8 protein-coding genes are annotated in these 15,756 nt (G+C 42.1%); 5 read left to right on the top strand and 3 right to left on the bottom strand.

Going from position 1 to position 15,756, the window contains the following annotated elements; all coding sequences use genetic code 11:
- Positions 1-1,493: 1,493 nt before the first annotated feature.
- Positions 1,494-6,893 carry a translocation/assembly module TamB domain-containing protein gene (locus tag V7K36_RS20340; RefSeq protein WP_335118674.1) on the top strand — a complete coding sequence of 1,800 codons (5,400 nt, stop codon included), beginning with the start codon at positions 1,494-1,496 and terminating at the stop codon, positions 6,891-6,893.
- Positions 6,894-7,581: 688 nt separating this feature from the next.
- Positions 7,582-9,660, top strand: a complete 2,079-nt coding sequence (locus tag V7K36_RS20335; RefSeq protein ID WP_335118672.1) for a TonB-dependent receptor plug domain-containing protein — start codon at positions 7,582-7,584, stop codon at positions 9,658-9,660.
- 3 nt (positions 9,661-9,663) lie between these two features.
- Here the strand turns inward: V7K36_RS20335 and V7K36_RS20330 are convergent, their stop codons facing one another.
- From V7K36_RS20330 to V7K36_RS20320, 3 genes are all read right to left on the bottom strand, one after another.
- Entirely contained in the window at positions 9,664-10,596 is a 933-nt protein-coding gene (locus V7K36_RS20330) for a polysaccharide deacetylase family protein (RefSeq protein WP_335118670.1), read from the bottom strand.
- A gap of 526 nt (positions 10,597-11,122) precedes the next feature.
- Positions 11,123-11,413: a hypothetical protein gene (locus tag V7K36_RS20325; RefSeq protein ID WP_335118668.1), complete on the bottom strand. Its 291-nt coding sequence runs from the start codon at positions 11,411-11,413 to the stop codon at positions 11,123-11,125.
- A gap of 177 nt (positions 11,414-11,590) precedes the next feature.
- Positions 11,591-12,430 (bottom strand): prephenate/arogenate dehydrogenase, encoded by an 840-nt coding sequence (locus tag V7K36_RS20320; protein ID WP_335118770.1) that lies wholly within the window; start codon positions 12,428-12,430, stop codon positions 11,591-11,593.
- A 70-nt stretch (positions 12,431-12,500) separates the two neighbouring features.
- Here V7K36_RS20320 and V7K36_RS20315 point away from each other — a divergent pair, with 70 nt between their 5' ends.
- From V7K36_RS20315 to V7K36_RS20305, 3 genes are all read left to right on the top strand, one after another.
- Positions 12,501-14,066, top strand: coding sequence for a pentapeptide repeat-containing protein (locus V7K36_RS20315; protein ID WP_335118768.1), 1,566 nt, complete (start codon positions 12,501-12,503; stop codon positions 14,064-14,066).
- 56 nt (positions 14,067-14,122) lie between these two features.
- Positions 14,123-14,716 (top strand): DUF1517 domain-containing protein, encoded by a 594-nt coding sequence (locus V7K36_RS20310; protein ID WP_334940443.1) that lies wholly within the window; start codon positions 14,123-14,125, stop codon positions 14,714-14,716.
- 70 nt (positions 14,717-14,786) lie between these two features.
- Positions 14,787-15,671, top strand: a complete 885-nt coding sequence (locus V7K36_RS20305) for a hypothetical protein (protein WP_335118666.1) — start codon at positions 14,787-14,789, stop codon at positions 15,669-15,671.
- Positions 15,672-15,756 lie beyond the last annotated feature (85 nt).

Below are 15,756 nucleotides of genomic sequence, written 5' to 3'. Positions count from 1 at the left end.
GGTTACAATTTTTTTATGCTGAAATGCCTTGGCTTCATTTAGTTATTTTTCTAGAAGCAAATAATTCGTTGATTCACTTGGCTGGTATTATAGAAAACCAAAAAATCCTGAATATGACTTACTCACCTCGGTAATTTCATTAGTATCAGTTTTGGATTATCCCACAGACTGTTAATTGAGGCAAGAGTTTTGTTTTATTCGTGCTGATTTTGATAAATAAAGCTCTGAAAAACTCTCTGTCATACACGGCAGTTATCATGCTAAAACGAGATATTCAGAAGACATTAATTAAGCCTCTGAAATACGTGGTTGGGCGATGAAAAAAAACTTAAAGATAAGTAAAAAGCAGGTAATCGCACCTTATGCAAATGAATAAATATATTCATGCTCAGATTTGCACATTGGTTTGACAAATCTATGACAAATTCATGACGCAAATGTGACGAGATTGATTATGCTGCTTAAAAGTAACAAGTTATTGACTTGTTGTATAAGTAGGTAGGCACGATAAAACCGATATATATTCAGTTTTGTAAAAACGGTAAAATAACGAATTTGTAAGGTACGTGCTAAATTTATATTTCGTTACATACTTGGGAATTTTCTCGCCTACTTATCTTATAGCATTTCCCAATAAGAGTGAAGTACATCTCAAGTTTCACCCCCAACCCCTCTACTTAATTAAGGAGAGGAGAGATAAAGCTTATTCTTTATCGGGGTGAGGTTAAGTTATACCTCAGTTACTTAGGAAACGCTATCAGGACTTACGCAAAAAGGCAGTGAAAACCTTGGTTTACCGTAGGGGCAATTCATGACTTGCCCCTACATTTGGTACTTGATGCGTAAGTCCTAGCGATATAAAAAAATTAGTAACATTCTGGTGTAACTCATATTTATTTAAATACAGAAATTTTAATGGACTATATATGAGGATATTTAGATCCCCGACTTCTTTAAGAAGCGGCGATCTAAATCCAGCTTTAGAAAGTGACATTCCACTTTACATTACTCCCCCATTTAAGATTAGTTGCCATCGTCATCTATAGGAAGTTAGATTCTACAGAGGTTGAATTTTATCACCAGGGTTGTATATACAGAAGTTATCGGAAAGTAATTTAAGATCCCAATATTACCTAATTCCTGAAGAATAATACTTACTTAAGCAAATAAAATCTATCTAAAGATACCAATTTGAATGATTAGAGAATTCCGTTTAAAGATAGAATAAATACCAGTAGACCAACACAACTAATGTCTGGTGACAAATTATTAGTCGAAATATATTCAAGAATTATGCAAAATTATCAAATAACATAGACGAATTTGTAAGCGTCTCGTTGGCGCAGCCTCTCCTAGAGAATAAAAGCAGCTTACCTCAAAGTTCTTGCGTAAGTCCTAATTTTGTGAAACCATAGCTTGTAACTTGCTGATTCAACTGCAACTAGTCTCTCTCTCGCCTGACTCCAGAAAAAGTACTGGTACTAATAACGATCATGAAGCCATCTCCAAATTCAGGAAATAATCAGAAACCATCTAATCATCGTCTGTGGCTTCTGCTTTTAGGACGTACCAGTTTGGCTCTAGGTGGGGTTTTGCTGGTTGGAATTGCAGTTGGTGCTTGGTGGGCTAGAAACTATGTATATAATGATTTAGCACCGTTAGTCCAGCAAAATCTTCAGCAATTGCTTGGGCGTCCAGTAAAAATCGGGAAAGTTGAGCGTTTTTCGCTCTCTAGTCTAAGATTTAGCTCTTTATCGATACCAGCAACTCCCACCGATCAAGATCAGGTGATAGCAAAAGCTTTGGAGGTGCAGTTCTCGCCCTTGGAACTGCTTTTTAACCGAACACTGGCATTAAATGTCACGTTAGTTCAGCCCAATGTCTACATTCAACAAGATAAAGATGGTCGTTGGGTGACAGCCCAAGTTAAGGCTGGGGAGGGACAAGGCTTTATTAAAACTGAGTTGCAGACACTTCAAATTCAAGATGGCGATGTAAAGTTGATGCCATTCGCCGCACCAACTAAACCGAAAGGCTCAGTAATATTAGATCAAGTTGGTGGTATTGCCCGATTTTCAGATCAAAATCAAAGGATCGGTTATGACATCAATGCTCAACTCACTAGGGGAGGCGCTGTTAAAATTGTTGGCGAAACACAACTAAAAGCTCAACAAACTAGCCTCAAGCTGCAAGCACAAAATTTACAAGCATCAGAGGTAAGTCGATTAATTCAGTTACCGATTGCTTTGCAAGCAGGGTATTTAAATGCTGACTTAGAGGTTCAGATTCCACCCAAATTGTCAGAAATAGCAATTACGGGAACAGCTACAGCTAATCAAGTCACTGCTAAAATTCAAAATATTCCTCAGCAGGTTTCTAATTTTAATGGCAGATTTATATTTCAAGGTCAGACAGTTGCTTTAGATAATTTGAATACGAACTTTGGTAAAGTTCCGATTCTAGCGAATGGAACAATTAATACTCAAACAGGTTTTGATGTCTCTGCTCAGATAAAACCAGTTAGTGCGAAAAATATCTTAGACACATTGAATGTGAATTCGTCAGTCCCAGCTAGTGGCGAAATTCAAGCAAATATTCAGGTACGAGGCGCACTTGGGCAACCAGTGGTGAATGGTACAGTAAGCAACACAAAACCTATTCAAGTTGACCGCATTCAATTAAAAACCGTCAACACTGATTTCCGCTTGAATGTATCTCAAACTGGATCTCAACTTGCTGTTTCCAATCTGAAAATAGTCCCCGCAGCCGGTGGTCAAATTACAGGCGGCGGTCAAGCTCAATTGGGAGCTAAAAAGGAGGTAATATTTAATGCTAAAGCTGATGGTATATCAGGGGATATACTAGCACGCAGCTATGGCGTTACTCTACCGATCGCAGTGGGGAATATTTCAGCAAAAGCCCAAATTTCTGGCTCACTTGCTAAACAGCCGTTGAAACTTGATATTAGTAGTGTTCAGGTGACGCCGCCAGCCGGGGGGCAAATAACAGCCAATGGTCAAATTCAACTGACTCCCCAAGGTCAGGTAGGCGTAGATATTCAAGCTCAAGGTATCCCAGGAAATGCGATCGCTCAAGGTTACGGCATTTCAACTCCAATTAAGGTTGGTGGTATATCTGCGAACGCTAAAATCTCTGGTTATTTAGGTACACCCTTAAACGTGAACGTTGCTCGTGTTCAGGTAAATCCAGAGGTGGGAGGGCAAGTTACAGCTAGCGGTCAACTTCAGCTAGCACCCAAAGGTAGAGTATCATTTAATGTCCAAGCACAAAATTTACCAGGGGATGCGATCGCACGAGCCTACAAATCCTCACCTTCGATCACCATTGGGAAGGTATCGGCAAATGCGAATATTTCTGGTACTCTGAACAATCTGCAAACAGTAGCGCGGGTACAAGCGCCGAAAGCCACCTATCCCACTACGGGACGACTTGTGGTTGCTAAACAAGGGGAGAAAATTCTCTTCCCAGATGCAGTTTTGAACGTCGCAGGTGGGACAATCACAGCTCAAGGTCAACTTGCACAACAACGCTGGCAAGGGGTTGTCAACACTTCGCAAATTCAACTCAACCGTTTCTCACCACAACTGCGAGGACAGCTAAATAGCAACATCCAGTTAGCAGGCACAACAAAATCTTTCCAGCTTGCAGATATTCGCGCCGCCGGACAAATCCGCCTTCCTCAAGGGATAGCACTGCTGAAAAAACCGCTGACAGCGCAATTTAAGTGGAATGGACAGCAGATTATAGTTGAAAACGCAAGTACCCCAGGATTGAGTGCTAATGGTGCGATCGCTATTCAGTCTCCACCAACTGGCGCACCCCAAATCGCCGGATTTAATTTAAATGTACTGGCGCAGAATTTCAACTTAAAAAATACTGGCTTTCAAGTTCCTGGTGACGTAGCAGTAGCGGGGCTAGTTGATTTTAATGGAAAAGTTACAGGCACTCCAGATGTTCCCCAAGCTAATGGCAATATCCAACTGCGGAATTTCCAGGTGAGTGACTTGACGTTTGACCCACTTTTAACTGGAAACGTGAATTTTCAAGGGGGACAGGGGGCAAGTCTGCGATTAGCTGGGAAGCAAAATCGGATTGCGCTTAACCTGGGTGCAGATTATCGTCCCACTTCATTTTTAGTTCGACGTGATGGCGCCCTCACCACAGGGAGAACTGAGGGAGATAACTTGCTCATCAACGCCCAACAGTTTCCCATCGCTCTGATTGGGGGCTTTTTACCTAACAATCAATTGAAACCACTGGCCGGGCACTTATCGGGGAATTTAGTTGTCAATCTAAATAATTATGCGATCGCGGGAGACGTTGCGATCGCAGCGCCTCGTGTTGCCAGAGTTGCAGCAGATGAATTTCGCGGTACGATCAATTATGCCGATGGTACTGCTAGCTTGGCTAATGGTCAATTGCGGATTGGAGATAGCAACATCGCCCTGAGTGGAAATGTGCAAACAGGGAATGATCCGCAATTTCAATTTCAAGCTAATTTTGATCAAGCCAAAATCCAGAGACTTTTACAAGCGTTCAATATCTTTGGGTTTCAAGACTTTAGTACCGGGTTGCAGCCTCCGAAGTTGGCTAAAGCAGAAGTACTTAACACTGAATCTATCAGTTTGCCCAATGCAGATTTGAAAACACAGTTAGCATACTTTTCAAAAATTAGCGCATTGGCAGCAAAACAACAGCAAGTAGAGACAAAACAAACTCCATCTTTGCCCACCCTTGCAGAATTAACGGGTGCTTTGAGCGGAGCAATTACAGCGAATGGCTCGTTAAAATCTGGGTTGAATGTCGGCTTTAATTTTCAAGGTGCAAACTGGCAATGGGGTGAGTATTCTATTAATCAAGTTATTGCTCAAGGCACTTTTGCCGATGGTATCGTCACACTTTCCCCCTTGAGTGTTGGGATAAATCAAGGACTGGTAGCGTTTTCAGGACAGTTAGGAATTGAGCAACTATCTGGAAAGTTTAATGTAGCAAGTTTACCTTTATCACTTTTAGAGCCTTTTATCCAAAAATACCCCATAGATATCACTGGGAAAGTAAATGCTGACGCCACATTAGCAGGTAGTTTACAAGACCCTAGTGTTAAAGGGCAAGTGGCGCTGGCGGATGCGACTCTCAATAAAAAACCTGTGCAAACAGGAAAGGTGGACTTTGATTACAACAAAGCTCGCTTGAATTTTGATAGTACTTTACTCGTAACAGGAACGCAGCCAGTTACCATTACAGGTAGCGTACCTGCTCCCTTACCTTCTGCCAAAGTGCAACCGGATAGCAATCAAATCAGCATCAACGCCAATGTGCAAAATGAAGGATTGGCATTGTTAAACCTGTTTACCAACAATCAAGTTGCTTGGGTAGACGGTCAAGGAAAAGTAGATTTAAACGTTCAGGGTACTTTAAAGGAACCAATTATTAACGGAAATGCCACACTTAATAATGCAACTTTTAGCGCTCAAGCCTTATCTGCTCCCCTAACGAATGTCACAGGAACAGTGCAATTTAATGGTGATACACTGAATGTCGAAGGTATCCAAGGCACTTACAATAAAGGGCAAGTGACTGCATCAGGTATCCTGCCAATTTTTACTCCTCAGCAAGCCGCAGCGAATCCCCTGACAGTCTCAATAGCAGATAAACTTAATTTCAAGCTGGCATCACTGTATGAAGGCGGTGTCGGTGGCGATGTGGTAATTCGGGGAACAGCGTTAAAACCGGTAATTGGTGGAGAGATTAAACTGAGTGATGGTCAGGTGATTATTGGAAACTCGGCTACTGCTAATAAAAAATCAGCAGCGACAGCTGAAGCTAACGCTAATGTCATAAACAGAGAAGAGGTTAACCCTAACGTCAAACCTACAGCAGAGAATAGCGCTAGCCCAGTGGCTACAGCAGAGAATAGCGCTGACCCAGTGATTACAGCAAAGAGTAGCACTAGCGCAGTAACTCCACCCAATTTACCTATAGAGTTTGCAGATTTAAAGTTGATTTTAGACAAAAAGATTCGTGTTGCTACTCAGTCCCTACTGAACTTTGTACCCGGAGCAGCCGCATTGAGTCAGCCCCTATTGAGCTTTGATGCCAAAGGCGACTTGACCATCAATGGTACATTAGCCAAGCCGCTTCCTGAAGGAGTCATTCGTTTGACAGGAGGAGGACTGAGCTTATTTTCCACTCAGTTCACCTTAGCGCGGGGCTATGAACAAACTGCGCGGTTTATTCCAAGTCAAGGACTTGACCCGACCTTAGATGTCCGACTTACCGCAATTGTACCGGAAGCATCAGCAATAAATAGTCGAATTTTGGAATCACCATTGTCTGCTGAAGTCAGCGATGTTTCTGCAAACAACTTTGGGACTTTACGTACCGTTACCGTTGAAGCGAGGGTGAACGGGCCAGCTAGTGAATTGGGCGACAATCTAGAACTGACGAGTGAACCTAGCCGTAGTAAGGGAGAAATAGTTGCTCTGCTAGGTGGCTCAATTCTGAATTCTTTCGGTCAAACAGATGCAACCCAAGGGCTAACTAATTTCGCTAGTTCTACCATTTTAGGTGGTTTGCAAGGAAGTATCACTGCGATCGGACAGGCTGTTGGTTTCAGTGAGTTTCGGATATATCCGACTCCATCTACTAATACTAATAAAGCAGCAATCGCTTCAGTTCTTAATTTATCAGCAGAAGGTGTGTTTGATATCAATAAAAATTTCTCTGCCTCTTTATCACACCCTCTTTCTAACAATGATGACTCTTTCCTTTACAATGTGCTATATCGAGTCAATGACGAAATTCTCATGCGAGGCTCAACTAATTTGGATGATCAAAATCAATTCCAAGTTGAGTATGAAACCCGATTTTAGATCAATACAATTGAGTTAAAGAATAAGAATTAAATAATATATAATTTATGTCCCTGGCTTACCTCACCCTCAATCCCTCTCCTTATAAAGGAGAGGGAAGCTAGAGATAGGATGAAGTTTTGCATTTTATTTATTAATCCACGTTCCTAAGCACAGGACTTAGGTAGAAAGGCAGTGAAAGCCTTGATATTACCGTAGGGGCAATTCATGAATTGCCCCTACATTTCGTACTGGATGCGTAATATCATGTGCGCTTGATTACTTATTAAACCCGAAGAACCCCACCCCGACAAAGCTGCGTTTTGTCTCCCCTCCCGAAGAGCGGGGAGGGGATTAAGGGGAGCCAGCGCTCAGAGGGGTCTTCCCAAGTGGAGCATCTGGCGTGTGGGGTGCAATGACTATGGGAATCACAACTAATTACCCGGACATGATATTACAGCTATTTTCAGGTAAATAGACCACGCGGTAAGGGCACAGCAATGCTGTGCCCTTACGATAGATGTGGTTCAAATACATGAAAAATGCTGTAAGCATTTCTTCCTTCTCTTGTGAACAACAAGATTCCCGATTTCTCAAAAAAGTCGGGTATGTGAATCGTGGGAATATGACAGCCCGTCTTTTGACATGATTTTACTATTAGAGCCAAAATACTACTTGGTGACTGTTTTGACTTGGTGTGAAAGAGAACGTGAAAAAGGATTTTTCGTTGCTAACAGTAGCTTTACCGAGTTTACTGATAGCGTTTCCTGGCTTTGCTGCTGAGAGTGAAATTAAGCAGAGAACTGATAAATCAACCGAAGTGATTTCAGATATTCCGAGTTTGAGTGAAATCGAGCTACCCGCCATTAATGCCGAATTATTAACTCAACAATCTGCGCCGAGTGAAGTTAATCGAGAAACAGAGGAAAGTCCGAGCGATGATCCAGACATTTCTATAGAAGCGATCGGAGAACCAGAGAACCTACCTCAATCTACTCCAACTTACGTCATTGATCAAGAAGAAATTCAAAAGCAGGGCGCTACAAGTTTAGCCGATATTTTGAAAAGAATGCCTGGTTTTGCGATCAATGATGTCGGTCATGGTGCAGATACTCACATAGGTACATACTACCGGGGAGCCTCAATTAATCAGTCTGTATTTCTGATTAATGGCAGACCAATTAACAATAACGTCAACATTTATCATGGTGGAACTGACTTAAATAGTATTCCCGTAGAGGCGATTGAACGAGTAGAATTATATAGTGGCACAGCCTCCGCTTTGTATGGTTCCTCAGCCTTTGGGGGAGTTGTGAATATCATCACCAAGGAAGGTTATGGCAAACCTAAATTGAGTGCTAGCGCCGAATTTGGCTCATTGAGTTTAAATAATCAACAAGTAAGCTATGGTGGTTCATCTGCTAATGTTAAGTACAACTTCAGCTTTGAAAGGTTCTTTACAGATAACCGTTACCGCGTCCCTGTAGGTGCAGCAAATCGTGATATTCAGGGGTTTTTATCGAATGCAGATACAGCTACAAGTACTTACTTTGGTAGCATTGGACTGAATTTAGATCAGAAAAATTCATTGAATTTAGATGTTACTAAACTCAGCAGTCGTCGCGGCTTAATTTATTTCGGTTTCCCTCTCCAAAGAGATCGATTAGACCACGATGGTTTAAACGTTGGTTTATCCTGGAAAACTCGTTTAGGCAATGGGGAAAACTCTAATCTTACAACCTCAATTGGTTATAACCAAGATTACTTCAGCACCTATGGCCCTACAGGAGCATTTTACCGTACAGGTGCTTTAGATACACAACAACTCACAGCTAGGGTAGAGCATGAGTGGAAAGTTACTTCCAATGATAAATTGCGCTGGGGATTAGATTTGAAAAACACCGACTTAACCGGTGATGTTTTGAGTACAGATCCTAGTAGGATTGCCAAAAATGAAACTGAAGATAAGAGTTTGTTCAATACAGCTTTATTTGCTGTCAATACTTTGAATATTGGCGAGAATTTTCTGATAGATTTAGGGCTAAGACAAAGCTTTGACAGCCAGTTTGGAAATTATCTTAACCCTAGTGTTGGCTTACGTTATGCCCTCACACCAATAGTAGCATTGCGTGGAAGTTGGGCAGGGGGACAACGCAATCCTGGGTTAGATCAGTTGTATGTTTATGATACAGTTCATGGTTGGGAACCTAATCCTGATTTAAGCCCGGAAACTGGCTCTACTTGGAGTGCGGGAGTAGATGTCAATTTTTCAGAAAATCTCATTGGACAGTTTACTTACTTTGGTAGTAGTATAGGCGATCGCTTGGGAGTAATAGATGGAAAATGGGCAAACATTGGGCTAGTAGATACCAATGGTTTAGAGGCTGCATTGCAATTAAAAATTGCGGCTGGCTGGTCAACTTTCCTCAACTATACTTATACAGATTCCCAAATAAAAACAGGCTCAGAAAAAGGTTTGCAGTTAGGTTTGATTCCCTACTCTGTACTTCAAAGTGGTGTAGGTTATCAAAATGCGGGTTGGCAGGCTAATTTGTATGTTACTTACAATAGTGGCGCTCGCAGATCGATCTTCGCTAACTCTAGTGACAAGGCTACAGATTTTGCACCATCTTTTGTGAATTTAGATTTGAGCGGTCGTATACCTCTAACTAGCAATTTAGGACTGACAGTTTACTTAGAAAATCTACTCGGTGAGCAATATGAGCGAGTTAATCGCATATATAGCCCTGGATTTACTTTTCGTGTGGGTTTAAGCTCCAATTTTTAGGTATCACTGATGATTAAGCTGATTGTTTGGATGTTCATCCTTTGTAACTGTAGGTGATAGTGCCATTACCACACTTTGTTCTTGGGCTTGTATTTCCAGTAGTTGAGGAATCGTCACAAATCGATAGCCTTGGGCTTTCAGACCTGCGATCATTTCTGGTAAAGCCTTGACAGATTTGGAACGGTTGCCGCCCCCATCGTGCAACAGTACAATTGCACCTGGTTTTGCATATTTCAGCACATTTTTGACCAGCATCGGCACTTGAGGCGAACGACGTTCAGCGTCTCCCGACTCTTCTGACCACATCATGACGGCGTACTTCTTGTTTTTGGCATATTCGGCTAATCCATTATTCAAAAAGCCACCAGGGGGACGAAACAGAGTAGTTTTCTCTCCAGTAGTCTTATAAATGATCTCTGCTGTACGATCAATTTCACTAGCCGCAGTTGCTAAATCCATATGGCGATACCAATGATGCCATGTGTGATTTCCAATTACATGACCATCAGCAGCCACTTGCTTGGCAACTTTGGGAAAATATTTCACCATTTCTCCAATCATGAAGAATGTCGCTTTGATATCATTTTTCTTCAAAATTTCTAAAATCTGTGTCGTGTTTTTGGGGCCAGGTCCATCATCAAAAGTCAAGGCGATGACTTTCTCATTTGCTTTTAGTTTCGCTTGATAAATGGTTGTTCCCTGAAAAGGCTTTGGCACTTCATTCATCTGGTTTATTGCTGGGGAAACAACCTGTGCAGATGCACTCATCGTCCTACCTAAACTCGCTCTCGTATTCTTACCTTTTGGTGTTTGAATTCCCAACAGATGGTTAAATTTAGTTGTGCCTACAAGCAGACTGATACCCAAAGTACTAACACCAGTAAGCAATATAATGATTGCTACTTTCAAACTTAGAGCTAATTTATGACTGAACACATTAAATCTCCTTAAATATTAATTATTGGGCATGGTGCATGGGGCATGGGGCATTGGTTATTTCCCCCCTGCTCACCAGATCCCTCATCTCCCTCTTATCTAATTCGCACTCGGTTGTAAATTAATATATCTGCTGCTAAAAGAAAAAAGAATAAAATACCTTGAAACACCCCAGCTAAAGCTAAAGGAAGTCCCAATTTAATCTGCACTAATTCGTGTTACATTATCGTAACTTTCAGCATAGTAGTCTGTCATTTTTATTTTGAAAAACCTGTGGAGACGCGAAATTTCCTGTCTCTACAACTAATCTTTGTCGTTCCCAGGCTCCTACCTGGGAACGACAAAGATATACGAGCTTTTTCAGGGTTGTGATCAGCGCCTGAAAAATCGATAAATGTCTAATATAAAAGCATTCAACATAAAAATAACCTAATGGTGATGTGGGGCACGATCGCTGCCTTCGGAGCCAGAAATCCCGGTATTCATCTGCTTATAGCCTCCCACATCACATACAACACTTGTAATGTTAGTCTTCAGACTCCTCAGAGATAGCTTCAGATTCGGTTTCAAGTTCTTCTGTTTTGACTTTGGCTGGAGGTTTAACGGGTTTTGGTCCACGCGCTAGGGCAGGATTCCCCGGCTGCCTGTTATCATCCCCATAGGATGCCTTTTTCTCTGTGCCAGACGAACGATTACGGGTCGGTTTTGAGCTTTTGGGGTTGGATTCAATCGGAGATATAGAATCCGATTTTTCGGAATTGTTGTCAGTACTTCCTTGGGACTGACGTTCCGATTTCTTGATTGGGCGTTCTACCATTGTTGATTTTTGTAAATTTATCTTTTATCTTTATATTACATCGGTTTGGTGACTATCAAGCTGTTAAGTAGCATTTTTTAAAGATTTTATCAGAAAAGAATTCAGTAGTCAGAATTCAGAATTTAGAATTGAAATGTGAAAATGGGTGCGTTATCGATAACTGAACGCACCCGACAACTATTCAAGAAAATCAGGTCGTGCCTGTTGAGTTGATTTCAACTTTGACTCTAAAACTGTCCAATTCTCTTGCTCAATTAAGTTAGTCAACTCATCGAGATTGTGGCGATATTGTTGCAGCGATCGCAGCAATGCTTGACGATTATACCGCGCCATCATCACGCCCAACTCCGGATTCCCACCACCCACACGACTGGTATCCCGAAAACCTGAACTAGCTAACTTTTGGGCTAATTCTAAAACATCGGGGTCAGTTTCACTCAAACAAGCAGCAATTAACGAGGAACTGACCATTACAGGTAAATGGGAAATCCAACTAACAGCGCGGTCATGTTGCTCAGGTTGACAATAGTAGATATTCGCTCCCAGCGATCGCACAATTTCTTCCACAACGGTAATTGCCGTGGTTGGTGTTGTAGTTATCGGTGTTAGTACATAAGGTTTATCGACAAATAAATACCTCTGTGCAGCTTCTATCCCACTGTCTGCTGTTCCGGCCATTGGATGACCGCCGATAAAATTCTTCCAAAGGGGAGAAATCGCCTTAACTATCTGTGCTTTCGCCGAACCCACATCAGTCATAACGGTAGCGACAGACAAATGAGCGATCAACTGTTCAAATTGGGGCACAATAAGGGCTAGAGGTGTACAAATAAATACAACTTCTGCGGCTGCTAACAGGCTCAGATCAACTGATGCTTGATCAACACTGCCGAGAGCAACTGCCTTTTCACAGGTAGATTCACGGCGGCTGACTCCTAAGATATGATGTCCTTGCGATCGCAAATCAAAACCCAAAGATCCGCCGATCAGTCCCAGTCCTAAAATCCCAATATTCATTTTTGATTTTGACATTCCGTTTTTTATGACTTTACCAACTATTAAAGTTGGCATCCAAGGGGTAGCATCGATGACTGTAGAGGAATTACTGAAACAATACGCAGCAGGAGTCTTAAACTTTAGTGGTGTTGACCTCTCCGAAGCTAATCTGAGTGGGGCTAAACTCAGTGGCGTCAATCTTAGCGATGCTAATTTGAGTATAGTCAACCTGAGTGGCGCGAATCTGAGTGAAGCTAACTTGAGCAATGCCAAGTTGAATATAACCAGACTAAGTGGCGCGAATCTGTCTAGCGCCATCTTAAACAACGCCACTCTCAACGTCGCTAATTTGATTCGAGCGGATCTCAGTCGCGCTCAACTTAGAGGAGCCTCGCTAATCCGCGCCGAGTTAATTCGCGCTAACCTCAGTCGCGCCGACTTATTGGAGGCTGACCTCACCAGTGCTGATTTGCGAGAAGCGACACTCCGCCAAGCGAATCTCCGTCACGCTAACTTGAGTGGAGCTGTCTTGAGAGGCGCTTCCTTAACGGGAGCTAACTTGGAGATGGCTAACTTAAATGCCAGTGATCTCAGTCGTTCTGACTTGAGCGGTGCAAATTTGCGAGATGCTGAACTCAGACAAGCTAATTTCAGCCATGCTAACCTGAGCGGGGCAGATTTGAGCGGGGCGAACCTCCGGTGGGGAGATTTGAGCGGCGCGAATCTCCGATGGGCAGATTTGAGCGGTGCAAAATTGAGCGGGGCTAATTTAATTGGCGCAGATTTAAGCAATGCCAATTTAACGAATACGAGTTTTGTACACGCCAATTTAACTCAGGCAAAATTAATTAAGGCAGAATGGATCGGTGCTGACTTAACAGGAGCAACTTTAACTGGGGCAAAACTTTATGCCACCTCCAGATTTGGTTTAAAAACCGAAGGTATGATTTGTGAATGGGTTGATCTTAGTCCCGCAGGCGATCGCTCCATTATCCAAAACTTTGATTCAGAAGACTCACGAGATTTTTTTAACGAAACACCGCCAACAATTCGGATTATTGTTGATGCAGCCCTAGAACATGAAGCTAATTTTGCGATCGCTGGTGCTTACTATCAAATTGCTCAGGAATATCGGGGGCTGAAACAACCTCCAAGCATAGAAAGTGGGCGTCGTCGAACTGTTTTCACATTTCATCTAGATAGCGATGAAGGATTATTTCCCACTGCTTACATTGCGATTCTTCCCTTTCTAGATGCGGCATCTACCCAAAAGAATATTTCCAGTATGGTGGAAAGTATTAACAGTCAAGTTGTTGCAAACCAAGATTTAAAATTACCCAATATGGTGAAACAATTAAATATTCTTCTAGAGCAAGCCATGAGTCAGGCTACAACAATTAAACAGATGAAAAAAAATATCGAAGTAGCCGCAAAGTTGAATTTTTGCAAGGCTCCAACCCAAATAATTTTAACGAATTCCAGCGCCTACACTTTGATTGTCCATGATAATCCTCACTTTGGGAAAAGATTTATTAATCGCTCTGCCCTCAATGTTTCAGCTGATGATCATATATCCAGTGAATCAACAAAATATATATTACCTTCGTTAAATATGGTTATGGATTTTGTCAAAGGATTTCACTATATTAGTCATTAGTCATTGGGCATGGGGCATGGGACAAATGACAAAAAGTAAATTTCTGGAGGAGAAAAATGCGCGATACCTTTAATAAAATGATCGGTCGAAATCGCTATGTAGTCTTTCGCCTATTTCTGCACTTAGGAGGAGGCGAGGTAGCACCAATTTTGGGAGTATTAAATAGTGCTGGAAGGAATGCGATCGATGCCGATGGCGACTTAGAAGTTTTGGGAGAAGCATTGGTAGAAATTAGTCAAACCCTGCTGCAATACGATGAATATTGGCTTTCTGCTGCCAACGAAGGCGATGTATTTTGGGACGAAGGCGAGGCGGGAGATTACGTGAATGAATTATTTACTGACTCTGCCCAAAGATATCTCAGTGAACCAAATTACAGTTCTGACTCTGGATTAAATGAACCTTTATCTATACCTGTAACCCGCAACGTTATTGTGATAATTACAGTAGCTTACGAAGGAGAAATACCAGAATTAGAAACTGATCTTTCTAACGTTCAGTCTCTGAAGGAAGCTTTTAAAGCCTTAATCAATTTACACTACAAACATAAACTCCAGGCAATCCAAGTGCATTTCTCGCCAGCACAGTTAGGCGATGAACTCACTAACGATCAATTGTTGCAATATTACCCAGAATTGATTCCTTTGTAATCTGTTGGGTAGTCCGTACTTACTAATTCCATTGAGAAATTGTTAAGCTCAGAGATAGGACAATAATCCCATGATCATGACCATAGTACGTAAATTTACAGCCGTTTTTTTAGCTCTGAGTTTGTGTCTGACAACTGTCGCTTGTGGAGGCCAAAACCAAACTAATTCTTCACCTAAGAACGTTAGCCAAAGCTCTAATACCACCAAGCTGAGTGACGGACAGTATCAAATACAACAAGTTACATACGACGATGTAGGTGGTGAGTACAACCTGTTTTTACTTAACAATCAGCCCCCAACCTTTGCAACCGAAAATTTGCAAATGGCACGGTTAACTGATGATGAAATCAAGCAGGGTAAGAAAACCTATCTAAAGGTAGAAAAAGGACAACCGATTTTATATCTGACGGAAGACTTTAAAATTGAGTACGTCCACAATGTTACCGAAAATAAAACCAATCCCCAAACAGGACAACAAGAGACGGTTGTAGTCCGTCGAGAAAACAGCTTTTGGGCACCGTTTGCTGGGTCTGTGGCTGGTAGCTTGGCGGGTCAGGCAATTGGTAGTATGTTGTTTAGACCCCAATATTATGTACCCCCTGTCTATCAATCAGGACAAGGATTAAGTGGCTTCGGTGGATATGGTGGAAGCTATGGCCAAGCAGTTCAAAACTACCAAACTCGTTACAATGCGCCACCCGCAGCTGTGACAAATCGCACTGCGTTCCGTAATACAGGGACAATTAGAAGGTCATATCCTGGAAATTCAACTATACGCAATACACCGCGTAGCACTACAGGTAATAACCGTCCTTCTGGTTCTGGTTTTGGTGGTAGTAACTTGCGACCCTCTGGTAACTCCAGCACTATCAGACGCAATTCTGGCAGTGGTTTTGGTAGTGGGCGTAGTTCACCATCCCGCCGCTCAAGTGGTTTTGGCAGCAGACGCCGTTAGGAAATTCCAAATTCAATAAATAGATTGCCTAAGAAGTGAAGGTAGGTGTTGCACAAAGAAGCCGGAGGGTAACAAGTAAAGCCGG

The organism is Nostoc sp., from assembly GCF_036919555.1.
Lineage (GTDB): Bacteria > Cyanobacteriota > Cyanobacteriia > Cyanobacteriales > Nostocaceae > Nostoc.
This window is presented reverse-complemented; position numbering and strand designations above follow the sequence as displayed.